We start from the raw sequence: 26563 nt of genomic DNA, 5'->3' as shown, positions 1-26563 counted from the left end.
CCCGGCCAAGGCCGATGGCCTATCCAGCACAACAATAATTTGCGCTGCCAAATGCCGGGGAGTCGAACATGTACCAATGGTTTGCCCAGTCACTGGGAAATATGAGTGTCAGCCGCAAGCTCGGCTTTGGCTTCGGTCTGGTCCTGTTGCTGACGCTGGCAATTACCCTGACAGGCTGGTCAGGTGTAGACAGTGTGGTGGACCGCGGCGACAAGCTGGGCAATATCTCGGTCATCCATCAAGGTACGCAGGAGTTGCGCATCGCGCGCCAGCATTACCAGCGTGACCGAGACGAAGCCGCAGTGGCCGAGCTGGAAAAAGCCATCACCCGCCTCGAAAACCAGGTGCAACTCATCCTTGGCCAGATCGAGCAGCCAGAAGACCGCCAGCGCCTTGAGCAGCAACGTGAATCGGTGCGCCAGTACCAACTGGCGTTTGCCCAGCTGCGACAGGCCGAGCAACAACGCACGGCCGGCCGCCAGGTGCTGGGTGACAGCGCCGACAAGGCTGCCGAGCTGATCGGCAAGGTTCAGCAGCGCCTGCTCGCCGGCGGCGACATCGGCCAGTACCGTGAGGCCGTCGAGGTCAGCACCCAGCTCCAGCAAGCGCGCTTCCAGGTGCGTGGTTACACCTACAGCGGCAAGGCAGACTTCCAGCGTTACGCACTGGACGCCATCGACCAGGCCCTCGCCGTACTCAAGGCATTGCCGGCCAAGGTGGGCGCCGAGTATGCCGCCAGCCTCGACGACGCCGCCAGTGCCTTGGCCGCCTACCGGGATGCGGTGATCCAGGTTGGCAACGCGCAGACCAGCAGCGAGCAGGCCCTCCAGCACATGACGGATCAGGGCAGCATCCTGCTCGACACCAGCCTGGCGCTGACCCAGTCGCAGACCCAAGTGCGCGACCAGGGCACGCAACAGGCCAAGACCCTCCTCGCCGGCGCCACTGCGCTGGCCCTGCTGCTCGGCCTGATCGCCGCGTGGGTGATTACCCGGCAGATCGTCGTGCCGTTGCGCTACACCCTTACCGCCGCCGAGCGGGTGGCCAGTGGCGACCTGAGCCACAACCTCAAGGTTGACCGGCGCGATGAACTGGGCCAACTGCAGGCCAGCATGCAGCGCATGACCCAAGGCTTGCGTGAACTGATTGGCGGCATCGGCGACGGTGTCACGCAGATCGCCAGCGCTGCCGAAGAGCTGTCGGCAGTCACCGAGCAGACCAGCGCCGGGGTCAACAATCAGAAGGTCGAGACCGACCAGGTGGCGACCGCCATGAACCAGATGGCGGCGACTGTCCATGAGGTGGCACGTAACGCCGAGCAGGCCTCGGAAGCGGCGCTGATGGCCGACCAGCAGGCACGCGAGGGTGATCGGGTGGTGAGCGAAGCAATCGCCCAGATCGAGCGCCTGGCCGGCGAGGTGGTCAACTCCAGCGAGGCGATGAACCAGCTCAAGGCCGAAAGCGACAAGATCGGTAGCGTGCTCGACGTGATCAAGTCGGTTGCCCAGCAAACCAACCTGCTGGCGCTCAATGCCGCCATCGAAGCGGCACGTGCCGGTGAGGCCGGGCGCGGCTTTGCCGTGGTTGCCGACGAAGTGCGCAGCCTGGCCCAACGCACTCAGCAATCGACCGAAGAAATCGAAGAGCTGATCGCCGGCCTGCAGAGCGGCACCCAGCGCGTGGCCAGCGTGATGGACGCCAGCCGTGGGCTGACCGACAGCAGCGTCGAGCTGACCCGGCGTGCCGGTGGCTCGCTGGAGACCATCACCCGCACGGTGTCGTCGATCCAGGCGATGAACCAGCAGATCGCCACGGCGGCCGAGGAGCAGAGCGCGGTGGCAGAGGAGATCAATCGCAGCGTGATGAATGTGCGGGATATTTCCGATCAGACCTCGGCGGCCAGTGAAGAGACGGCGAGCTCGAGTGTCGAACTGGCGCGGCTGGGTACCCACTTGCAGGGGCTGGTGGGTCGGTTCCGGCTCTGAGGCTGGCCTTCGGGCCTCTTCGCGGGGCAAGCCCGCTCCTGCACTGCTCCTGTAGGAGCGGGCTTGCCCCGCGAAGAGGCCCTCGCTGACACCCCTCACCTTTCCAAGAAACATCCTAGATCACATAGAGACTTTTCCTACACGGTTTACAGGTCCAGTCCTACACCCCCTCTGCCGATGAGCAAGCATGGCCACAGCCAGTGGCCATCACTCAAATGGACGGAGGAACAGCCATGTTCGGATACATCAATCACAGACTCGGCAACTTGAGCGTGAGGCTCAAGCTCGCCCTCGGCTTCACCATAGTCCTGTTGCTCACCCTGGCGACCACCGTCAATGGCTGGCGCGCGCTTGACGGCGCCATCACTCGCTCGCAACAGCTGAGCGAAATCACTCAGATCAATGACCTGACCAAAGACCTGCGCGCTGAACGGATCACCTTCCGGGTGCTGGCTGATGCGGCCAGCAAGGCGCGGATCAGCCAGATCATCGAGCAGCTCGAACATATGCTGACCACCCTGCAACAACGCAGTAGCGTCGATCAGTCCCGCGAGATGATCAGCGACAAGCTGCAGCGCTTGCAGCAGTTGCGCAACGATTTCAGCGCCCTGCTCAAGGCCGTCGACAACCGCCAGCAGCGTCGCGAACTGATGCAGGCTCAGGAGCACGCACTCGGCGAGGTCATCGACGACCTGCAAAACCAGGCCTTGCTGAAACTGCCTGCCGACAGCCCGCAAGGGGCCATCGTTGGCCTGATGGACACGTTGTCTCGCCACGTCGACGGCGCCAATCAGCAGAGCCTGGTACCGGCCTACACGTTCTCGCCCTTTGAAGACTTCGCCAAGGTCGGCGAGAGCGCCCTGACGGCCGCCGACACCACCCTCGCCCAACTGCTGAAGGCACTGGCGCCACTTGGCCTGCCGCGCGCCCTGCTGGAGCGGCCGAGCGCTGAACTGGCCCGCTACCGCAGCAGCCTCGAGCAGTACCGCCGCGCGGCAATCGAAGTCGAGCGGCTGCAAAATGGCATGGAAAAGATCGGCGACGAACTCAGCGCAGCAAGCGTCGCGCTGGGCCAGAGCAAGATCGAGCAGCGCGACCACGAGGCGCTCGCCGCCCGCTCGCTGTTGACCAGCATGGCCTTGCTGGCGCTGGTAGTCGGCATCATTGCCGCCTGGTTGATCACCTTGCAGATCACCCAGCCGCTGCGCCTGGCCTTGGCCCAGGCCGCGCGGATTGCCCGCGGCGACCTCAGCCAGGTGGAGCCGGTGCAGCGCCGTGACGAGATGGGCCAACTGCAGCAGAGCATGCGCGACATGACTCTGAGCCTGCGCGAGCTGATCGGCGGTATCGACCAGGGAGTCGGCCAGCTGTCGAGCGCCGCCTCGCAACTGGCCAGTTCCAGTGCAGAGACCAAGCAGCGGATCAGCCAGCAACGGGAGGAGACCGACCAGGTTGCCACCGCCATGAACCAGATGAGCGCGACGGTGCAGGAAGTCGCGCAGAATGCCGAGCAGGCGTCACAGGCAGCGACCACCGCCGACCACCAGGCGCAACAGGGTGACGACGTGGTGACCCAAGCGGTGGCGCAGATCGAACAACTGGCCGGACAGATGGACCACTGCCTCGAAGCGATGCACCACCTGGCGGCGGAGAGCCTGCGCATCGGCAGTATTCTCGATGTGATCAAGTCAGTGTCCACCCAGACCAACCTGCTGGCGCTCAACGCCGCCATCGAAGCGGCGCGTGCCGGTGAGGCCGGGCGCGGTTTTGCCGTGGTCGCCGACGAAGTGCGCGGGTTGGCGCAACGCACCCAGCAATCGACTGAAGAAATCGAGCAACTGATCGCCAACCTGCACAGTGGCACAGATGAGGTCACCAGCCTGCTCGACAGCAGCAAGCAGCTGACCGAACGCAGTGTCGAGCTAAGCCGCCAGGCCGGCGATGCCTTGGGTCAGATCGCCCAGACGGTTTCCAGCATTCAGGGCATGAACCAGCAGATTGCCACTGCCAGCGAGCAGCAGAGCGTGGTGGCGGAGCAGATCAACCGCAGCGTGATCAACGTGCGCGATGTGTCGGATCAGACCAGTGCGGCGAGTGAGCAGACGGCAGCGGCGAGTGGCGAGCTGGAACATCTCGGTGAGCAGTTGCGGGGGATGGTCGGGCGGTTCAGCCTCTGAACGGGCTGGAGATTCCGGGGCTGCTTTGCAGCCCTGTCGCGGTACAAGGCCGCTCCCACGCCGAATATGGTGGTAGCGGCCTTACCGGAGTGGCGGACCGGTCGCAAAGGGCTGCAAAGCGGCCCCAGCGGTTACAGCACCTGGCGCAAGAACGCCTGCGCGCGCGGATCCTTCGGCGAGTCGAAGAATGCCACCGGCGCCGAGTCTTCCAGCAGTTTGCCGTGGTCGAAGAACAGCACCCGGTCCGCCACTTCGCGGGCAAAGCCCATCTCGTGGGTTACGCAGACCATGGTCATGCCTTCCTGGGCCAGGGTCTTCATCACATCCAGCACTTCACCGACCATTTCCGGGTCGAGCGCCGAGGTCGGCTCATCGAACAGCATGACTTTCGGGTCCATCGCCAAGGCCCGGGCGATGGCCACCCGCTGCTGCTGGCCGCCCGACAAGCGCGAAGGAAACTCGTTGGCCTTCTCGGCGATGCCGACCTTCTTCAGCAGCGCATGGGCCTTGGCCTCGCGCTCGGCCTTGTTGCGCTTGCGCACGACCTTCTGCGCCAGGCACAGGTTCTCCAGCACGGTCATGTGCGGGAACAGGTTGAAGTGCTGGAAGACCATGCCGACTTCGCGGCGATAGGCGTTGATGTCGGTTTTCGGGTCCGCCAGCGGCAAACCGTTGATCGACACATGGCCGGCATCGAAGTGCTCCAGGCCGTTCAGGCAGCGCAGGAAGGTCGACTTGCCCGAACCCGACGGGCCCAGTACCACCACCACTTCGCCCTTGGCCACGCCGGTGCTGACGTTGTCTACCGCACGCACCACCTGGCCACGGGTATCGAACACTTTCAACAGATCACGGACTTCAATCACTTTGCGCAAGCCTCCGTTCAAGCCGGCTGGCAAGGTGCGACAGCGGCAGGTTGATCAGCAGGTACAGGCCTGCCACGCAGAACCAGATCTCGAAGGTCGAGAACGACGTGGTGATCGCTTCGCGACCGCTCTTGGTCAGTTCGGTGATGGCGATCACCGACACCAGCGAGGTGTCCTTGACCAGGCTGATGAACTGCCCGGCCAGCGGCGGCAGCACGCGCTTGAACGCCTGCGGCAGAATCACGTGGCGCATTGACTGGCCCGCATTGAGGCCCAGCGAACGGGCGGCCTCGTTCTGCCCCTTGGCAATCGACTGCACCCCGGCGCGGACGATTTCGGCGACATAGGCGCCGGTGAACAGCGCCAGCGCCGCCACCCCGGCAAACTCGCGCGACAGGTTGAGCACGGTACCGATGAAGAAGTAGAAGATGAAGATCTGCACCAGCAGCGGTGTGCCCCGCACCAACTCGACATAGACCGTCGACAGGTCGCGCAGGGTCGGGTTGTTCGACAGCCGGCACAGCCCGGCAAACAGCCCGACCACCAGGCCCAGCGCACCGGATACCACCGACAGCCACAGCGTGGTCCACAGGCCCCAGGCCAACGGGCCGGGCGCCCAGTGACGGGTCACGCCGATCTGGTCGCCTTCTGCGACATCGTCGCCGCGGCTCAGCTGCAGGCTGTCCTTGGCCACGTCGAGTACCTGCTCGGCGCCATCCTCGCCCTTGAGCGTGACGCGCGCAGTGTCACCTTGCAGGACGATGTCCTGGACGCTGCCATAGCTGGCAGCGCGCTGGGCGTCCTCGGCCTGGTAGGCGAAATACTGCGGGACGCGGTTCCAGCGCCACTCGTAGGACATCATCGAGGTGGCCAGGTACAGGCTGATCGCCAGGCCCACCAGGACCAGCGCGGTCAGCGCGTGCCAGGGCCACTGGGCTTTCTTGTGTTTGATCACGTGGGGTACTTCCGTAAATGCGAACGCGCAGGGTTTGCCTGCGCGTCGGGGTCAAAGCCTGGGTTTGTGGCCTGGGCTCTTATTCCATTTCCTTCAGCCAGTCCTTGTTCTTGAACCACTTGTCGTGGATACGATCGTAGGTCCCGTCATGCTTGATCTGGTGCAGGAAGTTGTTGATGAAGTTGACGCTGTCGTAGTCGCCTTTCTTCAGGCCGAAGGCCAGCGGCTCGTAGGTGAAGGGTTCTTCGAGGAACAGCAGCTTGCCAGCGCCGGCTTTCTCGACCGCCACCACGTTGTACGGCGCGTCATAGACGAAGGCGTCAGCCTTGCCATTGACCACGTCCATCACCGCTTCCTGCTCGTTGTCGTAGCCGTGGTACTTGGCTTTGCTGATGAGCTTCTTGGAGACCATCTCGCCGGTGGTGCCGAGCTTGGAAGTGATGCGGTACTTGTCGCTGTTGAGGTCTTTGTACGACTTGATCTCGCCTGCCAGTTCCTTGCGGATCAGCAGGGTCTGGCCAACCACGATGAAGGGTTCGCTGAAGTTCAGGCGCAGGTTGCGCTCCTGGGTCAGGGTCATGCCGCTGCCGATCATGTCGAACTTGTTGGTCAGCAGGGCCGGGATGATGCCGTCATAGGCGGTGGAGACCGTCTCCAGCTTGACGCCCATGGACTTGGCCATGGCCTTGAGGATGTCGACTTCGAAACCGATGATCTCGCCGCGCTTGTTGGTCATCTGGAACGGCATGTAGGTCGGGTCCATGCCCACCCGCAAAGTACCGCTCTTGACCGCATCGTCGATGGCGCCAGCCTGGGCGGCCGATACCGCAACCAGCGCGGTGACGCCGAGCAGCAGTCGCGACAGGTATTTTTTCATCATCACCAAGTCCCCTAGCAAAGAAAGAGTCGAATCTTATCGTTGGCACGACCGTACCGGCCGGCGTGGAATATCGGAGAGGGATGCTAACGCATGCGCGGCCTGGGACCTAGAGCCGGGGGGGACTTTGTTGGCCAAAAGCAGCGCAAGGCAGTACTTTCGAAGTGGCCCTTGAGGGGGCTTTGCCCCCTATTACGACACAAGGCCGCTCCCACAGGGAACGGTGTAAGCCCTGACTGTGGGAACGGCCTTGTGTCGCGAAAGGGCCGCGAGGCGGCCCCAGCATTGGATCAGGCGCCAACGAGCGTCGGTTGGCCCTCATTCTCGGGGTGCAGTGGCAGCAACGGCGAATGCGGGTCGTTGCTGATCGAACTGCGCCAAACGTCGATCCAGGCCGCATTGCGCTCGGCCCAGACCCGCTCGTGCAGACGCGACAGCGCCACCGGATCGCTCAGCAAGGCCAGGCGGGTATTACCATCCAGCCCCTTCGGCCCGGCTTGCAATGCCTTGGCGATGCGCTCTTCACGCAGCGTTTCGATCGCTGCAGCCTGGCCATGACGGGCCGTGCCCATCGCGCAGGCCAAGGCGTTCTGGCGTGGGTCGACCACTGCCCGGACGAAACCTTCATGCAGGGCATGCCAGCGGTTTTCGTGGGTGTACTGATCAGTCGACAGCAGTTCCTGCGGCGTGGCGTATTCCTCAGGGATCAGGAACAGCTTCTCGTCCTTGGCGCGCAAGCCCAGACGGGTGCGGCTGGAGATCACCGAAACCGGGATCGACAGCACCAGCGAACCGACGATCGGCGCCAGCCACCAGAGGAAGCTTGGGTTCAACCAGGCGACCAAGGCCGCCCAGGCAAAGCCGAGCAAGGTCTGCGGACCATGGCGACGCACCGCTTCGCTCCACGGGGTCGAGTCGTCGTCACGCTGCGGCGAGTTCCAGGTCGCGGCCCAGCCGAGGAACGCGGCCAGCACGAAGCGGGTATGGAAGATCATCCGCACCGGCGCCAGCAGCATCGAGAAGAGCATCTCGATCAACATCGACAGGGTCACCTTGATGCGCCCGCCAAACTCGGTGGCGCCCTTGGCCCAGATCAGGATGATGCTCAGCAGCTTGGGCAGGAACAGCAGCACGATGGTCGTCGAGAACAGCGCGATGGCCTTCTCCGGGTGCCATTGTGGCCACAGCGGATAGAGCTGGAACGGCTCGATGAAATACTGCGGTTCCATCAGGGTGTTGGTCGCCAACAGCGCGGTCGACAGCACCAGGAAGAAGAACCACAACGGCGCCGACAGGTACGACATCACCCCGGTAAGGAACACCGCACGGTGCACCGGGTGCATGCCCTTGACCAGGAACAGGCGGAAGTTCATCAGGTTGCCGTGGCACCAGCGGCGATCGCGCTTGAGCTCGTCGAGCAGGTTGGGCGGCAACTCTTCATAACTGCCCGGCAGGTCATAGGCGATCCATACGCCCCAGCCGGCACGGCGCATCAGCGCGGCTTCGACGAAGTCGTGGGAAAGGATCGCGCCGGCGAAGGCACCCTTGCCCGGCAATGGCGCCAGGGCGCAGTGCTCGATAAAGGGCTTCATGCGGATGATCGCGTTGTGCCCCCAGTAGTGCGACTCGCCCAGCTGCCAGAAGTGCAGGCCGGCGGTGAACAGCGGGCCATAGACACGGGTAGCGAACTGCTGCAGACGCGCATACAGGGTGTCCATGCCCGACGCCTTCGGCGCGGTCTGGATGATCCCGGCGTCCGGGTTGGCCTCCATCAGGCGCACCAGGCTGCTCAGGCAATCGCCGCTCATGACGCTGTCGGCGTCGAGCACGACCATGTACTTGTACTCGCTGCCCCAGCGACGGCAGAAGTCGTCGAGGTTGCCGCTCTTGCGCTTCACGCGGCGACGGCGACGGCGGTAGAAGATCCGGCCAAAGCCCTTGGCTTCGCGGCACACGTCCAGCCACGCCTGTTGCTCGGCAACGGCAATGTCAGGATCGTTGGTGTCGCTGAGCACGAAGAAGTCGAAGCGGTCCAGGTTGCCCGTGGCGGCGACCGACTCGAAGGTCGCCCGCAGGCCGGCGAACACCCGCGGCACATCTTCGTTGCAGATCGGCATGACCAATGCGGTCCGCGCTTCTGTAGCAATCGGCTCATCGCCGGCACTGCTGCCGGAAATCTTGTACTTGTCACGCCCGGTGAGCAGCTCGAGGAAGCCCATCAGGGCGGTCCAGAAGCCCGCCGAGACCCAGCAGAACAGGATGCCGAAGAGGATCAGGATGGACGTCTGCAAGGCATACGGCCAGACCTGCACCACGGTGTCCCAGATCGACTGGTTCATGATCTCGTCGAGGTCGACGAACGACCAGCCCTGGTAGGGCAGGATGCCTTTCATGTACCAGCCGGCGACGATGGTCTGACCCAGCATCAACGCCAGCAGGATATAGCGGCGCATCGAGCCGACCCAGCGCCAGCGCGCCGGCGGCAGCTCTTGCTTGGGCGGCTGCGGCGCATTCGGGCGACCGGTCATGCGCCGCCACATGCGTACCAGGATATTGGTCCGCCAAGGCTCGGGCAGGACCCGGGTGCGCTTGATCGGCGGGGCGATCTTCAGGCACAGCCGGCCGCTACCGTCGACGCCGAGCATCTCGGCCTCTTCCAGTTCGGCAGCGCTGCCTACGGTCAGGCGCGAGCCCACCGAGGCCTGTACGGCCTCGCTGGGGCTGGCCGCCGGATCAGCCGACAGACGTTGGTGCAGCTCGCTGAACGACGTGCAGTCAGCGAGTTGCGCCCGCTGCTCGTCGCTCAGAGGGAGGTGGGCCAGGTACTCGCCAAGCGATTCTGGCCGTGCGCTTGAGTTACTCATCGGCAGGCAACTGATAGCTCCAGGTCTCGGTCAGCACCTTCTCGGTGGTGGCCGGAGCCTCGGGGGTGGACGCCGCGTCGGCGGCTGGTTGCTCGGCAGGCTTGGCCGCTTTGGCATGCTTGGCCGCGGCCTTGTCCTGCTTGGTTTCCTTGGCTGGCTTGGGCGCTTCGACCGGTACGTCCTGCAGCAGGGCTGCACGCATCTCGGTGGACTTGTTGGCTTCCTTGACCTTCAACCGCAGGGTCAGGCGCCAGCCTTTGGTCTCTGGGTTATAGCGCAGATTGTTCTCGACCACCTCGGCGTTGTCGCCGACGCTGATCTGGCTACGCACCTTGGCGTCTTCCGGCAGGGCAGCCAGCGCGGGACCGGCGAAATCGACCAGGAAGGCCACGCTGCCGTCTGGCTGACGGATCAGGTTGGACTGCTTGACGTCACCGGTGGAGCGCAGGGTCTGCTTGACCCAGCCGAGGTCTGGGGCCTGGAACTTGGCCTCGTCGATGGTCCAGTGCAGGCGGTAGTTGTAATCGACCGGCTTGCCTGGCTCCGGCAGGGTTTCCGGGCTCCAGAACGCAACGATATTGTCGTTGGTTTCGTCGGCAGTCGGGATCTCGACCAGATCGACGGTACCCTTGCCCCAGTCACCCTTCGGCTCGATCCAGGTGCTTGGACGCTTCTGGTAGTTATCGTCGAGGTCTTCATAGTCGCTGAAGGCACGCTGACGCTGCATCAGGCCGAAACCACGCGGGTTCTCCACGCTGAAGTTGCTCACCGCCAGGTGTTTCGGGTTGTTCAGCGGACGCCACAGCCATTCGCCGTTGGCGGCATGGATCGACAGGCCTTCGGAGTCGTGCAGAGCCGGACGGTAGTTGAGCACCTTGGACGGCTGGTTAGGGCCGAACAGGAACATACTGGTCAGCGGCGCAATGCCCAGACGGCTGACGTGGTCACGCAGGAACACCCGCGACTGGACGTCGACAATGGTGTCGTTGCCCGGACGCACGATCAGCTTGTAGGCGCCGGTGGAACGCGGCGAGTCGAGCAGCGCGTAGATCACCAGGTGCTTGTCGGCAGCCTTGGGCTTCTCGACCCAGAACTCGGTGAAGCGCGGGAACTCTTCGCCAGACGGCAACGCAGTGTCGATGGCCAGGCCACGGGCCGACAGGCCATAGGCATGGCCTTTACCAACGACACGGAAATAGCTGGCGCCAAGCAAGGTCATGATTTCGTCTTGCTTGTCAGCCTTGTTGATCGGGTACAGCACGCGGAAACCGGCGTAGCCGAGTTTCTCGACAGTCTTGGCATCGTGCGGCACGTCACCAAAGTCGAAGCGACTGGCGTCGTACTTGATTTCTTCGACTTTGGAAGCGGTGACTTCGTTGATTTTCACCGGCGTGTCGAAGTGCATGCCCTGATGGTAGAAGGACAGCTTGAACGGCGTCTTGTCGTTCGCCCACTCGGCCTTTTCCTGAAGGAAACGGATCTTCTGGTAGTCGGCGTACTTCATGTCACGGAACACCGCTGGCAAATTGCTCTTCGGTGCTTCGTACTTCTGGCCGGCCAGATCCTTTGCCTTGGCTGCAACATCGTCAAGATTGAATGCCCACAGCTGACCGGCGCTCAGTAGGCCAACCAGCGCCACACCAGCTGCCAGGGCCGTACGCAGCCGATTGCCAGGGATTCTTTGTGCATTACAGGGACTTACAATCACGAGCAACCCTCGCCGAAAACAGATCATGAAACCAACGGCCAGCGACCAATGCCGGGTTGGCGAGCACTGTTCGGACCCCGTGAGGGCGTAATGATTCCCCAAACGGATCCAGACAGTACTCGAGTGAAGGTGAAACGGACCTGCGAACGCAGGTCCTTGCGACGCGCGATTATCCAGCAGGCCGCGTTACAACGCATCAGGCTGTACTAACTATTTATCGTATAAACCCACTTGTTTTCCTGCAAACAAGCGGATATTTCGCCTCAGATTTGTAACATAAATGTTACGGGGCCATCATTGACCAGGTGCACCTGCATGTCTGCACCAAAACGGCCGCTGGCCACGTTGTCGTGTGCCCCCTGCGCCCGTTGCAACAGGTAGGCGAACAGTTCTGCGCCGAGCGCAGGTGGCGCAGCGGTCGAGAAGCCCGGCCGCATGCCACTGCGGGTGTCGGCCGCCAAGGTGAACTGCGACACCAGCAGCAAGCCGCCACCGATGTCCTTGAGCGACAAGTTCATCTTGCCATCAGCATCACTGAACACCCGGTAGTTAAGCAGCTTGTGCAACAGCTTATCGGCATGTTCGCGGGTATCTTCAGGTTCTACCGCCACCAGCACCAGCAACCCCTGGTCGACGGCGCCGACGATTTCGCCGGCGACCTCTACCCGGGCACCGCGTACCCGCTGGAGCAGGCCCCTCATGCTTCTTCCAGGGGCAGGTCGAGCAGGCGTCGGGCCATCTGGTCGGCAGCGCGCACCAGGGCGTCGGTGATGCCTGGCTCGGACGCGGCGTGACCAGCGTCACGAATCACTTTCAGCTCACTGTTCGGCCAGGCCTGATGCAGCTCCCAGGCGTTGTCCAGCGGGCAGATCACGTCATAGCGGCCATGCACGATCACCGCCGGCAGGTGGGCGATCTTGGGCATGTCACGGATCAGTTGGTCCGGCTCGAGGAAGGCGTTGTTGGTGAAATAGTGGCATTCGATGCGGGCGATCGACAGCGCGCGCTGCGGCTCGGAAAAGCGATCGACCACCAGCGGGTTGGGGCGCAGGGTCGCGGTGCGGCCTTCCCAGGTCGACCAGGCCTTGGCCGCGTGCATCTGGGCGATCTGGTCGTTGCCGGTCAGGCGCTTGTGGAAGGCCGTGACCAGGTCGCTGCGCTCCTCCTGCGGGATCGGCGCGATGTAGTCCTGCCAGTAGTCAGGGAACAGGCGGCTGGCGCCTTCCTGGTAGAACCAGCGAATTTCCTGCGGACGGCACAGGAAGATGCCGCGCAGGATCAACCCATGCACGCGCTCGGGATGGGTCTGGGCGTAGGCCAGGGCCAGGGTCGAGCCCCACGAGCCGCCGAACAGCACCCATTTGTCGATGCCAAGGTGCTCGCGGATCCGCTCCAGGTCTTCGACCAGGTGCCAAGTGGTGTTGTTCTCGAGGCTTGCGTGAGGCGTGGAACGCCCGCAACCGCGCTGGTCGAAGGTGATGATGCGGTACAGGTTGGGGTCGAAGTAGCAGCGGCTCTGGGCATCGCAACCAGCACCCGGGCCACCGTGGATGAACACCACGGGCAAACCTTCCGGCGACCCGCTCTCATCGACATACAGCACATGCGGCGCTTCCACGGCCAGATCGTGCCGGGCGTAGGGTTTGATCTGCGGGTACAGGGTCTGCATTGCGCACTCCGTGTGAGGATTTAGTCTGCCGTTGGGCATCATAAACCTGAAATGCGCTCAGAGCATGTGTCGCAGTGATTCATCGGGATATTGCGCATCACGTGCCGACTGCGCGACACCGCCCTGGCCTACCGCAGGTAACGCGCCCGTCCCCATGCCAACATGGTCTCCAGCAATTGTTGCAGCACTACTTGAGTCGGCCGGGCCAGGTCTTCACGGTAGGCAAACGGCTCCACCTCTTCCATGTAGGTGCTCTGCGCGAGCTCCAGTTGCACGGCGTGGATATCCTGCGCCGGACCGCCGTAATGCCGGGTGATGTGCCCACCTTTGAAGCGGCCATTGAGCACGTGACTGTAATCAGCGGCCTCGCTGCACACCGCTTTGAGGCGCTCGGCCAACTGCGCATCACAACTCGCGCCATTGAACGTGCCGAGGTTGAAGTCCGGCAGCTTGCCCTCGAACAGGTGCGGGATGTGCGAGCGAATCGAGTGCGCATCCCACAGCAGCGCATAACCGAACTGGGCACGCAGGCGCGCCAGCTCGGCCTTTATCGTGTCGTGATACGGACGCCAGATCTGCTCCAGGTAGCCCGCCCGCTCTTCTGCACTGGGCACCTGCCCTGGCTTGAACAGCGGCTCGCCCTCGAACAGCGTGGCCGGGTACAGCCCGGTCGTGGCACCGGCGTACAGCGGCTGGTCATCGTCCGGCCGGTTCAGGTCGATGACAAAGCGCGAGTACTCTGCCGAAACCACGCTAGCCCCCAGGCCCTCGGCGAATTGATACAGCCGGGGAATGTGCCAATCGGTATCGGGCAGGCTGCGCGCCTGGTCGACCAGCCCGTCCTGCACGGCAGGCGTCAGCTTGAGGCCGGCGTGCGGCATGCTGATCAGCAGGGGCAGCCGGCCCTGGTGGAAATTCAGTACCTTGTCCATAGGGCCTCGTTCAATGGGAAATTTCCCGCCCCGAGCGCACCACACGTTTGGGCAAGTCGCCGCCGAGCCAGTAGGCCAGGTCGGCGGGGCGGGCGATCTGCCAGGCGACGAAGTCAGCCACCTTGCCGGCTTCCAATGAGCCATGGCTATGGCCCATGCCGAGCGCCGTCGCGGCATGTTGGGTGACGCCGGCCAACGCCTCTTCAGGGGTCATCCGGAACAGCGTGCAGCCCATGTTCAGCATCAGGCGCAGCGACAGGCCCGGCGAGGTGCCTGGGTTGAGGTCACTGGCCAGGGCGATCTTCACCCCATGCCGGCGCAACGCATCCATTGGCGGCAGCTGGGTTTCACGCAGGAAGTAGAACGCCCCTGGCAGCAGGACCGCGACCGTACCCGCCGCCGCCATCGCGATGGCGTCCTCCTCGGTCATGAACTCCAGGTGATCGGCCGACAGCGCCTGGTAGCGCGCGGCCAGGCTCGAGCCGTGCAGCGACGACAACTGCTCGGCATGCAGCTTGACTGGCAAGCCCAGCTCCTGGGCCTTGATAAACACCCGCTCGACCTGCGCCGGGGAGAACGCCAGGTGTTCGCAGAATGCGTCCACCGCATCCACCAGCCCCTCGGCCGCCAGCGCTGGTAGCAATGCGTCGCAGATATGGCCGATATAGTCATCCGCCCTGCCGGCATACTCCGGTGGCAGCGCATGCGCCGCCAGGCAGGTGCTGCGCACGGTGACGGGCAACACCTCGCCCAGGCGCCGAGCGACGCGCAGCATCTTGCGCTCGTTGGCCAGGTCCAGGCCGTAACCCGACTTGATCTCCAGCGTGGTGACCCCGTCACGCAGCAAGGCCTCGACCCGCTGACGGGCGCTGGCCAGCAACTCATCCTCGCTGGCCGCCCGGGTTGCACGCACGGTGCTGGCGATGCCGCCGCCCTGGGCGGCGATTTCGGCATAACTGACGCCCTGCAGACGCTGCTCGAACTCGCCGCTGCGGTTACCGCCGAACACCGCATGGGTGTGGCAGTCGATCAGGCCCGGTGTGACCCAGGCACCGTCGAGATCGACCGTGCGCTGCACGGCGAACTCGGGCAACTCGCCGCGCGGGCCGATCCACTCGATCAGCCCGGCACGGGTAACGATCGCCGCGTCCTCGATGATCGCGTAACTGCCCTGGGCCATGCTTGCCACATGACAGTGCTGCCAAAGGGTTCTCATATAGGCTCTCCGTTACTAGCGGTGCAACTCGGCGGGTTCGCACACCTGCGCGCCCTGCCCTGCACGTGGTTTGCACCAGAGCAGGTAGGACGCCACCAGGAATACGACCCAGACCACGCCGACGATCAATGCCGCCTGGGTGTCCGGGAAATACCCGAGTACGCCAAAGATGAACAACATGAAGGCAATCGCTAGCGCCGGTCCATACGGCCAGAACGGCACGGGGAAGGCCAGCTGGGCGGCTTCCTCGCGGCTCATGCGGCGGCGCATCGCCACCTGAGTGATCAGGATCATCAACCACACCCAGACGGTGGCGAAGGTGGCGATCGACGCGATCAGCAGGAACACGTTCTCCGGGATCAGGTAGTTGAGCACCACCCCGAGCAACAACGCCGCGCCCATCACCAACACGGTCAGCCACGGCACGCCGTGCTTGGACAACTGGGCGAAACCACGTGGTGCATGGCCTTGCTGAGCCAGGCCGTACATCATGCGACCGGCACCGAAGATGTCGCTGTTGATCGCCGACACTGCGGCGGAGATCACCACGATATTAAGGACGGCGGCGGCCGAGCCAATCCCCAGGTTACTGAAGATCTGCACGAACGGGCTGCCCTGGGTGCCGATCTGCGGCCACGGATACAAGCTCATCAGCACGAACAAGGTGAGCACATAGAACAGCAGGATGCGCAGCGGCACCGCATTGATGGCCTTGGGAATGACCCGCTGCGGGTCCTTGGCTTCACCAGCCGTAATACCGATGATCTCGATGCCACCAAAGGCAAACATGACCACGGCGAAAGAGGCGATCAGGCCACCGATGCCGTTGGGCATGAAGCCGCCATGCGCGAACAGGTTGCTGACGCCGACGGCCGAGCCGTTACCTACCTGCCCCAGGCCGAACAGCATGATGCCGAGGCCGGCAGCGATCATCGCGATGATGGCGCCGACCTTGAGCAGCGACAGCCAGAATTCCATTTCGCCGAACACTTTGACGTTGCACAGGTTCAGCCCGCCGATCAGGAAGACGATGCCCAGCACCCAGATCCAGCGGGCGACTTCGGGGAACCAGAAGCCCATGTAGATACCGAAGGCGGTCACGTCGGCGATACAGACGATGATCATCTCGAAGGCGTAGGTCCAGCCGAGGACAAAGCCGGCCATGGGCCCGAGGTAAGTACTGGCGTACTGGCCGAAAGAGCCGGCTACCGGGTTGTGCACGGCCATCTCGCCGAGGGCGCGCATGACCATGAACACGGCAGCGCCACCGATCAGGTAGGCCAGCAGCACGGCCGGGCCGGCCATCTGGATGGCCGAGGCGGAGCCGTAGAACAGGCCGGTGCCGATGGCCGAGCCGAGGGCCATGAAACGGATGTGGCGGGACGATAGCCCGCGTTTTAGACCTGGTTGAGCTTGTTGCATTTTGCGTCCCTTTTATTTTTATGGACGAATAACTGCGTGGGTTGGCGCTGCGGCGCAGCGCATCGCGGGGCAAGCCCGCTCCTACAGGGTTCAGCGCAAGCCCTGTGGGCGCGGGCTTGCCCGCGCAGCGGCCCCCGCAGGCATCACAGGCTAGGCAGCACTCCCGCCGGCAACAGCCCGGTCAGGCAACCTTCGGCCAATAGCGCACTGGCCATCTCGATGTCTGGCGAGAAGAAGCGGTCACGCTCGTAATGCGCGACTTTCTCGCGCAAAGCCCGGCGCGCCTGCTCCAGCTTGGCCGAGGTTTTCAGCCCCTTGCGCAGGTCCAGCCCTTGGCAGGCGCCAAGCCATTCGATCGCCAGCACGCCACGGGTATTCTCGGCCATTTCCCACAGGCGCTTACCGGCAGCCGGGGCCATCGACACGTGGTCTTCCTGGTTGGCCGAGGTCGGCAGGCTGTCGACACTGTGCGGGTGCGACAGGGCCTTGTTCTCGCTGGCCAGGGCGGCAGCGGTGACCTGAGCGATCATGAACCCGGAGTTGACCCCGCCGTTCTCCACCAGGAATGGCGGCAACTGCGACATGTGCTTGTCCATCATCAGCGAGATACGGCGCTCGCTCAGCGAGCCGATCTCGGCAATCGCCAGGGCCAGGTTGTCGGCGGCCATGGCCACCGGCTCGGCGTGGAAGTTGCCGCCAGAAATCACATCGCCCTCGGCGGCGAACACCAGCGGGTTGTCGGAAACCGCGTTGGACTCGACTGCCAGCACCTCGGCCGCCTGGCGCAGCTGGGTCAGGCACGCGCCCATGACCTGTGGCTGGCAACGCAGCGAGTACGGGTCCTGGACTTTGCCGCAGTTCTGGTGCGAGCGCGACACTTCGGTCGCCTCACCGAGCAGGTCGCGGTAGCACGCGGCCGCATCGATCTGGCCACGCTGGCCGCGCACTTCATGAATGCGTGCATCGAACGGTGAACGCGAGCCCAGCGCCGCTTCGACCGTCAGGCCGCCACAGGTAATGGCCGCCGCAAACAGGTCTTCAGCGTGGAACAGCCCGCGCAAGGCGTAGGCGGTAGAAGCCTGGGTACCGTTGAGCAGGGCCAGCCCCTCTTTGGCCGCCAGGGTCAGCGGCTCCAGGCCGGCAATGGCCAGGGCCTCGGGGGCAGACACCCATTGGCCCTGATAGCGCGCCTTGCCTTCGCCGAGCAGCACCAGCGACATGTGCGCCAGTGGCGCGAGGTCGCCGGAAGCCCCGACCGAACCTTTGAGCGGGATGTGCGGATAGACCTCGGCGTTGACCAGGGTGATCAGCGCATCGATCACTTTGCGGCGGATGCCGGAGAAGCCACGGCTGAGGCTGTTGATCTTCAGCACCATGATCAGGCGCACCATGGCGTCGTCAAGCGGCGCACCGATGCCGGCAGCGTGCGACAACACCAGCGAGCGCTGGAGGTTTTCCAGGTCTTCGCGGGCGATGCGGGTCGAGGCCAGCAGGCCGAAACCGGTATTGATGCCGTAGGCGGTGCGGTCTTCGGCAAGGATCTGTTCAACGCAGGCAACACTGGCGTTGATCGCCGGGCCGGCGCTGTCATCCAGGCGCAGCTGCACAGGCGCGGCATGGATCGCGCGCAGCTGGGCCAGGGTCAGGGTACCGGGCTTGAGGGTCAATTGGTTCACTTCGCTACTCCATTCGCGCGGGGCCCGCAGGCCCCTTCTTGTTATTCAGTATCGCCGTTGTCAGGGAGCGCTGATCAGCCTGTGATCATCGGCAGATCGAGGCCCTGCTCTTTGGCGCAGTCGACGGCGATCGAGTAGCCGGCGTCGGCATGGCGCATGACGCCAGTACCTGGGTCGTTGGTCAGTACGCGGGCAATGCGCTCGGCGGCTTCATCGGTGCCATCGCAGACGATGACCATGCCCGAGTGCTGCGAGAAGCCCATGCCAACGCCGCCGCCGTGGTGCAGCGACACCCAGGTGGCGCCGCTGGCGGTGTTCAGCAGGGCGTTGAGCAGTGGCCAGTCGGACACGGCATCGGAGCCATCCTGCATCGCTTCGGTTTCGCGGTTGGGGCTGGAGACGGAACCGGAGTCGAGGTGGTCGCGGCCGATCACGATCGGTGCCGACAGCTCACCGCTGCGCACCATCTCGTTGAACGCCAGGCCGAGCTTGGCGCGCAGGCCCAGGCCGACCCAGCAGATACGCGCTGGCAGGCCCTGGAAGCTGATGCGTTCACGGGCCATGTCCAGCCAGCGATGCAGGTGGGCGTCGTCCGGGATCAACTCCTTGACCTTGGCGTCGGTCTTGTAGATGTCGTCAGCTTCGCCCGACAGCGCCGCCCAGCGGAACGGGCCGATACCGCGGCAGAACAGCGGGCGAATGTAGGCCGGTACGAAGCCTGGGAAGTCGAAGGCATTGCTGACGCCCTCTTCCTTGGCCATCTGGCGGATGTTGTTGCCGTAGTCGAAGGTCGGCACGCCTTGTTTCTGGAAGTCGAGCATGGCCTGCACGTGCACGGCCATCGACTGCTTGGCGGCCTTGACCACGGCGGCCGGTTCGGTCTGGGCACGGTCGCGGTACTGCTCCCAGGTCCAGCCGGCGGGCAGGTAGCCGTTGAGCGGGTCGTGGGCGCTGGTCTGGTCGGTGACCATGTCCGGGCGCACGCCACGCTTGACCAGCTCCGGGAGAATCTCGGCGGCGTTGCCCAGCAGTGCGATGGAGATCGCCTTGCCCTCGTGGGTGTACTTGGCGATGCGCGCCAGAGCGTCATCGAGGTCGCTGGCCTGCTCATCGACGTAACGGCTGCTCAGGCGGAAGTCGATGCGACTTTGCTGGCACTCGATGTTCAGCGAGCAGGCGCCGGCCAGGGTTGCCGCCAGGGGCTGGGCGCCGCCCATGCCGCCGAGACCGGCGGTGAGTACCCACTTGCCCTTGAGATCGGCGTTGTAGTGCTGACGGCCGGCCTCGACGAAGGTTTCATAGGTGCCCTGGACGATGCCCTGACTGCCGATGTAGATCCAGCTGCCGGCGGTCATCTGGCCATACATGGCCAGGCCCTTGGCATCCAGTTCGTTGAAGTGTTCCCAGTTGGCCCAGTGCGGCACCAGGTTGGAGTTGGCGATCAGCACGCGGGGGGCGTTGGCGTGGGTCTTGAACACGCCGACCGGCTTGCCCGACTGGACCAGCAGGGTCTCGTCGTTTTCCAGGCGGGTCAGGGTTTCGACGATCTTGTCGTAGCACTCCCAGTTGCGCGCCGCGCGGCCGATGCCACCGTAGACCACCAGTTCCTTGGGGTTCTCGGCGACCTGCGGGTCGAGGTTGTTCATCAGCATGCGCAGTGGCGCTTCGGTCAGCCAGCTCTTGGCGGTCAGCGTGTTGCCACGTGGGGCGCGGATTTCTACGTCACGGTATTTGTTGTAGTCAGTCACGGGAGGTCCTCTGCGGTCATCCGACGGCGGTGTGTCGATGGGCAATATACAAACACACCTTTACTTGTATGTACAAGCATGGACAACCGAAATAATTGTACCTGTGCTGGAACTGCCGGGGCCGCTAAGCGCCCCATCGCGGGGCAAGCCCGCTCCTACAGGATGGCGTTGACCCTTGTAGGAGCGGGCTTGTCCCGCGATGGGACGCGTAGCGGCCCCAAATGCTTGAATCTCAGCGCGCAGTCAGCTCAACCAGACAGAACCGCCCGTGCACCTCCAGCCCGAGCAAACCGTCATTGCCCTGCACCTGCAAGCAGTCGTACAACCCTAGGCTCTGCGGCTCATGCCCGCTCACCGCCACCTCAACATGCTTACCCGCAGCAAACACCAACACCGTCGACGCCGAGCTGAACAGCCGACTGCTGCCATCCAGCCACTGCAACCGCGCCCGATACCGCTGCGGTGCATAGATCAGATTGAAATCCCGAATCGATCCGCCCAGCAGCTTGCAACTGACCTGGCTCTCACCCGCAAAGGCGAACCCATCGAACGCCAGCAGCGGCCGGCTGAGCTGGCCGTCGACCAGCAAACGCATGCCATCGCCCTGCAGCACACTGATAATCCGCTGATAACCGGCAAAACTGGAAAACCCGCCAGACTCGTCGATATCGGCAATCGACAGGCGCCAGCCGAAGCCTTCCAGCCCATCGCCGGCATCGCGGGTGATCTCTTCGGTAAACCCGCCGCCGTTCTTCCACGGCATGCGCGGATAATCCTTGGCACGCAACACCTGCAACTGGCTCATTTGCTGAAGCGTCCTTCCAGGCGATGACGGGAACCGGGATGAATCAACCGCGCGGCCGTCACCGGCTGGCGGCCGGACCAGGTCCGACGGCGGATCAGCAGGCACGGCTCGCCGCGCTCGATCTGCAACAGGCGGCACTCTTCAGGTTCGGCGAGAATCGCCTCGACCACGTGCTCGCCCTCGGTCAACGGGGCGACCTGGGACAGGTAGGCGTAAGGCGTCTGCCGGGTGAAGTCCTGCTGCAGGTAATCCGGGGCAATCGCGGCGTTGACGTAGCGGTCTTCGATCTGCACCGGCACGCCGTTCTCGTAATGCACGATCAGCGAGTGGAACACCCGCTGGCCCTCGCGCATGTCCAGCGCCAGCGCGCGCTCGGAGCCCGCGGCCTCTTCGGCGAGCACCATCACCTGGCAGCTATGCTGGTGGCCACGGCTGGCGATCTCGTCGGCAATGTTATTGACCTCGAACAGCGCCGAGCGGCTCTTCGGTTCGGCGACAAAGGTGCCCACGCCCTGCATGCGCACCAGCAAGCCATCGGCGGTCAATTCACGCAGCGCACGGTTGATGGTCATGCGGCTGAAGCCCAGCTGGCTGACCAGTTCGCTCTCGGACGGCACGCGATGATGCGGCGGCCAGCTGCCGTTTTCGATCTGCTGGATGATCATCTGCTTGACCCGGGCGTAGAGCGGCGCCGGCCCTTCGCCCATCGGGGCAACCAGCGCGGAGACAGGAGGTGTCGGCACGGCTTTGGTCCTTGTACGGTTTGAATGAGCGGTAGCTTGCCGGAGTTTACCGGGCAGGCAAACGCCTGTATATGTATATACAAGCTAACAAGAACAGGAAATCCCCCACATGTCCGTCTTTTTCGCCGAGCGCGCACTGCTGTCCAGCGGCTGGGCGCGCAACGTCCGCCTCGAAGTCGACGCCCTTGGTCGACTGTCGAGCATCCAGGCCGATGCTTCGGCCGACGGCGCCGAGCGCCTGGCCGGCCCGCTGCTGCCGGGCATGCCTAACCTGCATTCGCACGCGTTTCAACGGGCCATGGCGGGACTGGCCGAGGTGGCCGGCAACCCCAACGACAGTTTCTGGACCTGGCGCGACCTGATGTACCGGCTGGTCGGCCGGATCAGCCCAGAACAGCTGCAGGTCATCGCCCGTCAGCTGTATATCGAGATGCTCAAGGCCGGTTATACCTCGGTGGCCGAATTCCATTATGTGCACCACGACCGCGAGGGCCAGGCCTATGCCGATCCGGGCGAACTGTCCCTGCGCATCAGCGCCGCGGCGGCGAGTGCCGGGATTGGCCTGACGCTGCTGCCCGTGCTGTATAGCCACGCCGGTTTTGGCGGCCTGGCGCCCAACGACGGCCAACGGCGCTTCATCAATTCCAGCGAGCAGTACCTGCGCCTGCAGCAGCAGCTCAAGCCGGTGCTGAGCAAGCAGCCGGCGCAACGTCTGGGGCTGTGCTTCCACTCCTTGCGCGCGGTCACTCCGACGCAGATCGCCGAGGTGCTGGCGAACGCCGACCAGGACTGCCCGGTGCATATCCATATCGCCGAGCAGCAGAAGGAGGTCGACGATTGCCTGGCCTGGAGCGGTCGACGCCCGCTGCAGTGGTTGTACGAGCACGTCGAAGTCGATTCGCGCTGGTGCCTGGTGCACGCCACCCACGCGCACCCCGATGAAGTCAGCGCGATGGCGCGCAGTGGTGCCGTGGCCGGGCTATGCCTGACGACCGAGGCCAACCTGGGCGATGGCATCTTCCCGGCGGTGGACTACCTGGCGCAGGGCGGGCGCATGGGGATTGGTTCGGACAGCCATGTGTCGTTGAGCGTGGTCGAAGAGCTGCGTTGGCTGGAATATGGCCAGCGCCTGCGCGATCAGCGGCGCAACCGGTTATACCGAGGTGACCAGCCGATGGTGGGCAGAACCCTGTATGACGCGGCGCTCGCCGGCGGCGCGCAGGCGCTGGGGCAGGCGGTGGGCGAACTGGCGGTGGGCAAACGGGCCGACTGGCTGGTGCTGGACGGACAGGATCCGTACATCGCGACGGCTGAAGATGACGCCGTTCTCAATCGCTGGCTGTTTGCCGGAGGCGACCGCCAGGTGCGTGATGTGATGGTCAATGGGCAGTGGGTGGTGCGCCATGGGCGGCATGCGCAAGAAGATGACAGTGGCCGGGCGTTCATTGAGGTAGTGCGCCAATTGCTGGATTGATCGGCTGGCTGATGCAACGTCATCGCGGGGCAAGCCCGCTCCCACGCAACCTGTCGAACCAGGACGTTGCGTGGGAGAGGGCTTGCCCCGCGATAGCAACCTCAATGCCGGGCAGCGATATCCCGATCAGAAACCCGCCAGATCAGCCGATTGGTGTCATAGCCCTGCTGACGCGCCTTGGCCAGCAGATTCTCACGCTCCCAGGCCGGCAGCGACGGCGTGCGCGAGAGTATCCACAGGTATTTGCGATCAGGGCTGCCGACAAGCGCCGTGCGGTAGCGCGAGTCGACATAGAGCACCCAGTACTCACCTTTGGCCACGCCCGGCGCCAGGCGCGTGAACCAGTTGTCGAACTCGACCCACAGCTTGTCGGTATGCCCCACCTCTTGCGGCCGGGCGCTGCCTTCGGCGCGAATCCACTCACCGTCAAGCATGCGACAGCGATTGAGCACGCCAAGGGTACCGTCCGGCTTGGCGTTGTAATGCGCCTCGGACTGCGCGCAGTCGCGCTGGAAGTACATTGGCAGGCGCGCCAGCTCGTACCACTTGCCCTGGTAGCGCTTGAGGTTCACCGGGCCAGCGGTATTGGGCGCCAATGCGTCGCTGCCGCTCGTAGCACAGCCGCTCAACACGAGCGCCAGGCACAACCCCACCAGTAAACTCAGATGCCTCATTTGAGGCCCTGCCCGGAGTACATCAGCACCTTCTCTGCGGCGTACTGCACGCTGATAAAGCTCTTCTCGTCGCCCCAGGTACAGCTGCTCATGCCCAACGCGCCGGAGCACTCGGTCGGCGTGCCGAGCAGTTGCTCGACCTCGGCCTTGTTCATACCGGCCTTGAGCTTGGAATAGTTTTCCTGGTTGATCTTGCTGCAAGCGGTCAGAAACACGCACAAGGACAACAGGGCGAGGGAACGCAACGACATGACGGGACACTCCTGGAGATGGGCATCAGGCGAGAGGCCTGCGGAGACCTTAGAAGGCGAAAAGCCTCCTCGGTTCCGTGCCCCGCGTGCAGACAATGCGTTCAGGCCATGCCATTGGTCGCCTGGGGTTAACCGATTAATGTTTTACCCGCGCACGTCGACACAGTTGCCAGCAGTGCGGCTGCTTGCCGCCACCTCCCCTTCGACGTGCTTCGCGCAGACTCTTCAATGACCAACAACCTCAAGTTCAGCCACAAGATCCTGCTGGCCAGATTCTCGAGCTGAGCAGCGGCATCAACCTGCTCGCGCTCAATGCCGCGATCGAAGCGGCACGTGCCGGTGAGGCCGGGCGCGGTTTTGCCGTGGTGGCCGACGAGGTGCGCAACCTCGCCCATCGCACGCAGGAGTCGGCGCAGCAGGTGCAGCGCCTGATCGAAGAGCTGCAGGCTGGTGCGCAAATGGCGGTGAGCACCATGAACCAGAGCCAGCAGCAGAGTGAGCAGAGCGTTGGCATCGCCAACCAGGCCGGCGAGCGGCTGGGCAGCGTGACCCAGCGAATCGGCGAGATCGACGGCATGAACCAGTCGGTGGCCACCGCCACCGAAGAACAGACGGCCGTGGTCGAGTCGATCAATGTCGACATCACCGAGATCAATACGCTGAATCAGCAGGGCGTGCACAACCTGCAGAGCACCTTGCGTGCCTGCAATGACCTGTCGCAGCAGGTCGATCGCTTGAAGCAGCTGGTGGGCAGCTTCAGGATCTGATGGTTACAGGGCCGGCCTCTTCGCGGGGCAAGCCCGCTCCTACAGGTTGCGCAGCGCTGCATCACCTGCAGGAGCGGGCTTGCCCCGCGAAGAGGCCGGCACCGCCACTCCAGCAATCAGAACCTGGAGCCAGGCTCGAGCAGGAAATCCATCTCTTCGCTGGTACTCGGCCGACCCAGCATCAAGTTGCGATGCGGGAAACGGCCGAACCGGGCAATCACCCGCTGGTGCTGTTCGGCATAATCGAGGAAGCCTTCGAACAAGCGGCGACTCGCCTCCGGCTGTTCATCGAGCAACATCTGATAACGCTCGACGCTCAGGTTCTGCCAGTCCAGCACCTCGGCATGCTCCAGCACCAGCAGCACGAACACGCGCTGGATCGGCAGCAGCTGGTAGTCCCAGTCTTTCTGCAAACCCTGCATCGCGACGACTTGTGCGCGCCGGTCACCCTCGAACGACAAGGGCGTGTCGCGATGGATCATGCGTGGCAACTGGTCAAGCAACAGGATCAGGCCAAGCCAGCCCTGCGGGCTCTGTTGCCACTCATCGAGACCGCCCGCCAGGGCCTGCGCGCACAGATCGCCGAAGCGCTCGCGCGCCTCGTCGTCATGATGCTTGCCAAACCACAGCGTGCTCTTCTCGTCAGCCACGGCCTGCGGGCTCTTGCCCGGGCCGAACCACCACTCCAGCAAAGGCTGCCAAGGTGCGAGCATGACTTACTCCTTGTGGTACGCGGTGACGCGCTCCACCTCTTCCTTCGAGCCGAGAATCACCGACACGCGCTGGTGCAGGCTGTCTGGCTGGATGTCGAGGATGCGCTGGTAACCGTTGGTGGAGGCGCCGCCAGCCTGCTCGATGATGAACGACATCGGGTTGGCTTCGTACATCAGGCGCAGTTTGCCCGGCTTGCTCGGCTCGCGAGAATCGCGCGGGTACATGAACAGGCCGCCACGGGTCAGGATGCGGTGTACGTCGGCCACCATCGAGGCGATCCAACGCATGTTGTAGTTCTTTTTCAGCGGACCGGTCTCACCCGCCAGCAGCTCGCCCACGTAACGCTGTACCGGGGCTTCCCAGTGGCGCTGGTTGGACATGTTGATGGCGAACTCGGCGGTGGTTTCCGGCACCTGGATGTTTTCGTGGGTCAGGACGAAGCTGCCCAGTTCACGGTCCAGGGTGAAGCCCTTGACGCCATTGCCCAGGGTCAGGATCAGCATGGTTTGCGGGCCGTAGATCGCATAACCGGCGGCAACCTGCTCGGTGCCTGGCTGGAGGAAGGCGTTTTCGTTGAGGGTTTCGTTCTGGCTCAGGTACTCGTTCGGGCAACGCAGGACCGAGAAGATGGTACCGACCGAGACGTTGACGTCGATGTTCGAAGAGCCGTCGAGCGGGTCGAATACCAGCAGGTAGGCGCCTTTCGGGTACTTGCCTGGGATCTGGTAGGCATTGTCCATTTCTTCGGACGCCATGCCGGCCAGGTGGCCGCCCCATTCGTTGGCTTCGAGCAGGATCTCGTTGGAGATCACGTCGAGTTTCTTCTGCACCTCGCCCTGCACGTTTTCAGTGCCCATGCTGCCCAGCACACCGCCCAGGGCGCCCTTGGACACGTTGTGGCTGATCTCCTTGCACGCACGCGCCACCACTTCGATCAGGAAGCGCAGATCGGCAGGGGTATTGTTGCTGCGGGTCTGCTCAATCAGATAGCGACTCAGGGTAACGCGGGACATGTATGGCTCCGAAAAGGATAGAGGGAG

Annotated in this window: 21 protein-coding genes and 1 pseudogene; 4 read left to right on the top strand and 18 right to left on the bottom strand. The window is 63.8% G+C overall.

What is annotated here, in order from left to right; all coding sequences use genetic code 11:
* Positions 1-68 precede the first annotated feature (68 nt).
* Positions 69-1985: a methyl-accepting chemotaxis protein gene (locus tag J3B00_RS04270; RefSeq protein ID WP_209864391.1), complete on the top strand. Its 1917-nt coding sequence runs from the start codon at positions 69-71 to the stop codon at positions 1983-1985.
* 233 nt (positions 1986-2218) lie between these two features.
* Complete coding sequence (locus J3B00_RS04265) at positions 2219-4162, top strand: methyl-accepting chemotaxis protein (protein ID WP_209864388.1); 1944 nt, start codon at positions 2219-2221, stop codon at positions 4160-4162.
* A gap of 131 nt (positions 4163-4293) precedes the next feature.
* Here J3B00_RS04265 and J3B00_RS04260 read toward each other — a convergent pair whose 3' ends face one another.
* From J3B00_RS04260 to hutC, 14 genes are all read right to left on the bottom strand, one after another.
* A complete protein-coding gene (locus tag J3B00_RS04260) occupies positions 4294-5028 on the bottom strand; it encodes an amino acid ABC transporter ATP-binding protein (protein ID WP_209874591.1) in 735 nt (244 codons plus the stop codon).
* Positions 5021-5983: an amino acid ABC transporter permease gene (locus J3B00_RS04255; protein WP_209864385.1), complete on the bottom strand. Its 963-nt coding sequence runs from the start codon at positions 5981-5983 to the stop codon at positions 5021-5023. Before J3B00_RS04255 ends, J3B00_RS04260 begins: the two co-directional genes overlap by 8 nt.
* Positions 5984-6062: 79 nt before the next feature.
* The gene (locus J3B00_RS04250; RefSeq protein ID WP_209874587.1) at positions 6063-6860 is read right to left on the bottom strand and encodes a transporter substrate-binding domain-containing protein; all 798 of its coding nucleotides are present in this window, start codon (positions 6858-6860) and stop codon (positions 6063-6065) included.
* 290 nt (positions 6861-7150) lie between these two features.
* Positions 7151-9724: a glucans biosynthesis glucosyltransferase MdoH gene (gene mdoH, locus J3B00_RS04245; RefSeq protein ID WP_209864382.1), complete on the bottom strand. Its 2574-nt coding sequence runs from the start codon at positions 9722-9724 to the stop codon at positions 7151-7153.
* The gene (locus J3B00_RS04240; RefSeq protein WP_209864378.1) at positions 9717-11432 is read right to left on the bottom strand and encodes a glucan biosynthesis protein G; all 1716 of its coding nucleotides are present in this window, start codon (positions 11430-11432) and stop codon (positions 9717-9719) included. The genes mdoH and J3B00_RS04240 overlap by 8 nt, the downstream gene beginning before the upstream one ends.
* A gap of 263 nt (positions 11433-11695) precedes the next feature.
* Positions 11696-12133, bottom strand: a complete 438-nt coding sequence (gene dtd, locus J3B00_RS04235; protein ID WP_209864373.1) for a D-aminoacyl-tRNA deacylase — start codon at positions 12131-12133, stop codon at positions 11696-11698.
* Positions 12130-13101, bottom strand: a complete 972-nt coding sequence (gene pip / locus J3B00_RS04230) for a prolyl aminopeptidase (protein WP_209864361.1) — start codon at positions 13099-13101, stop codon at positions 12130-12132. The genes dtd and pip overlap by 4 nt, the downstream gene beginning before the upstream one ends.
* Positions 13102-13229: 128 nt before the next feature.
* Positions 13230-14033 (bottom strand): N-formylglutamate deformylase, encoded by an 804-nt coding sequence (gene hutG, locus J3B00_RS04225; protein ID WP_209864357.1) that lies wholly within the window; start codon positions 14031-14033, stop codon positions 13230-13232.
* Between the two features lie 10 nt (positions 14034-14043).
* Complete coding sequence (gene hutI, locus J3B00_RS04220; protein ID WP_209864354.1) at positions 14044-15249, bottom strand: imidazolonepropionase; 1206 nt, start codon at positions 15247-15249, stop codon at positions 14044-14046.
* A 15-nt stretch (positions 15250-15264) separates the two neighbouring features.
* A complete protein-coding gene (locus J3B00_RS04215; protein ID WP_209864351.1) occupies positions 15265-16671 on the bottom strand; it encodes an amino acid permease in 1407 nt (468 codons plus the stop codon).
* Positions 16672-16814: 143 nt separating this feature from the next.
* Positions 16815-18347 (bottom strand): histidine ammonia-lyase, encoded by a 1533-nt coding sequence (gene hutH, locus J3B00_RS04210; protein ID WP_209864347.1) that lies wholly within the window; start codon positions 18345-18347, stop codon positions 16815-16817.
* A 74-nt stretch (positions 18348-18421) separates the two neighbouring features.
* A complete protein-coding gene (hutU, locus tag J3B00_RS04205; RefSeq protein WP_209864343.1) occupies positions 18422-20095 on the bottom strand; it encodes a urocanate hydratase in 1674 nt (557 codons plus the stop codon).
* A gap of 232 nt (positions 20096-20327) precedes the next feature.
* Positions 20328-20900, bottom strand: a complete 573-nt coding sequence (locus tag J3B00_RS04200) for a HutD family protein (protein WP_209864337.1) — start codon at positions 20898-20900, stop codon at positions 20328-20330.
* Positions 20897-21607: a histidine utilization repressor gene (hutC, locus tag J3B00_RS04195; RefSeq protein WP_209874584.1), complete on the bottom strand. Its 711-nt coding sequence runs from the start codon at positions 21605-21607 to the stop codon at positions 20897-20899. Before hutC ends, J3B00_RS04200 begins: the two co-directional genes overlap by 4 nt.
* Positions 21608-21752: 145 nt before the next feature.
* On the opposite strand from hutC, the gene J3B00_RS04190 reads away from it, so the two are divergent.
* On the top strand, positions 21753-23117 hold the full coding sequence (locus J3B00_RS04190; protein WP_209864331.1) for a formimidoylglutamate deiminase: 1365 nt from the start codon (positions 21753-21755) through the stop codon (positions 23115-23117).
* Between the two features lie 101 nt (positions 23118-23218).
* Here the strand turns inward: J3B00_RS04190 and J3B00_RS04185 are convergent, their stop codons facing one another.
* Both J3B00_RS04185 and bamE read right to left on the bottom strand, forming a co-directional pair.
* Complete coding sequence (locus tag J3B00_RS04185) at positions 23219-23791, bottom strand: lipocalin family protein (protein WP_209864327.1); 573 nt, start codon at positions 23789-23791, stop codon at positions 23219-23221.
* Positions 23788-24042 carry an outer membrane protein assembly factor BamE gene (gene bamE / locus J3B00_RS04180; RefSeq protein WP_209864323.1) on the bottom strand — a complete coding sequence of 85 codons (255 nt, stop codon included), beginning with the start codon at positions 24040-24042 and terminating at the stop codon, positions 23788-23790. Before bamE ends, J3B00_RS04185 begins: the two co-directional genes overlap by 4 nt.
* Positions 24043-24308: 266 nt before the next feature.
* Between bamE and J3B00_RS04175 the strand changes: the two are divergent.
* Positions 24309-24809, top strand: a pseudogene (locus J3B00_RS04175) (methyl-accepting chemotaxis protein); the annotation flags it as partial.
* Positions 24810-24925: 116 nt separating this feature from the next.
* Here the strand turns inward: J3B00_RS04175 and J3B00_RS04170 are convergent.
* Both J3B00_RS04170 and J3B00_RS04165 read right to left on the bottom strand, forming a co-directional pair.
* Complete coding sequence (locus tag J3B00_RS04170; protein ID WP_209864320.1) at positions 24926-25522, bottom strand: DUF924 family protein; 597 nt, start codon at positions 25520-25522, stop codon at positions 24926-24928.
* 3 nt (positions 25523-25525) lie between these two features.
* The gene (locus J3B00_RS04165; RefSeq protein ID WP_209864316.1) at positions 25526-26536 is read right to left on the bottom strand and encodes a class 1 fructose-bisphosphatase; all 1011 of its coding nucleotides are present in this window, start codon (positions 26534-26536) and stop codon (positions 25526-25528) included.
* Between the last annotated feature and the right edge of the window lie 27 nt (positions 26537-26563).

The sequence above is a fragment of the Pseudomonas sp. BP8 genome (assembly GCF_017875955.1).
GTDB lineage: Bacteria > Pseudomonadota > Gammaproteobacteria > Pseudomonadales > Pseudomonadaceae > Aquipseudomonas.
This window is presented reverse-complemented; position numbering and strand designations above follow the sequence as displayed.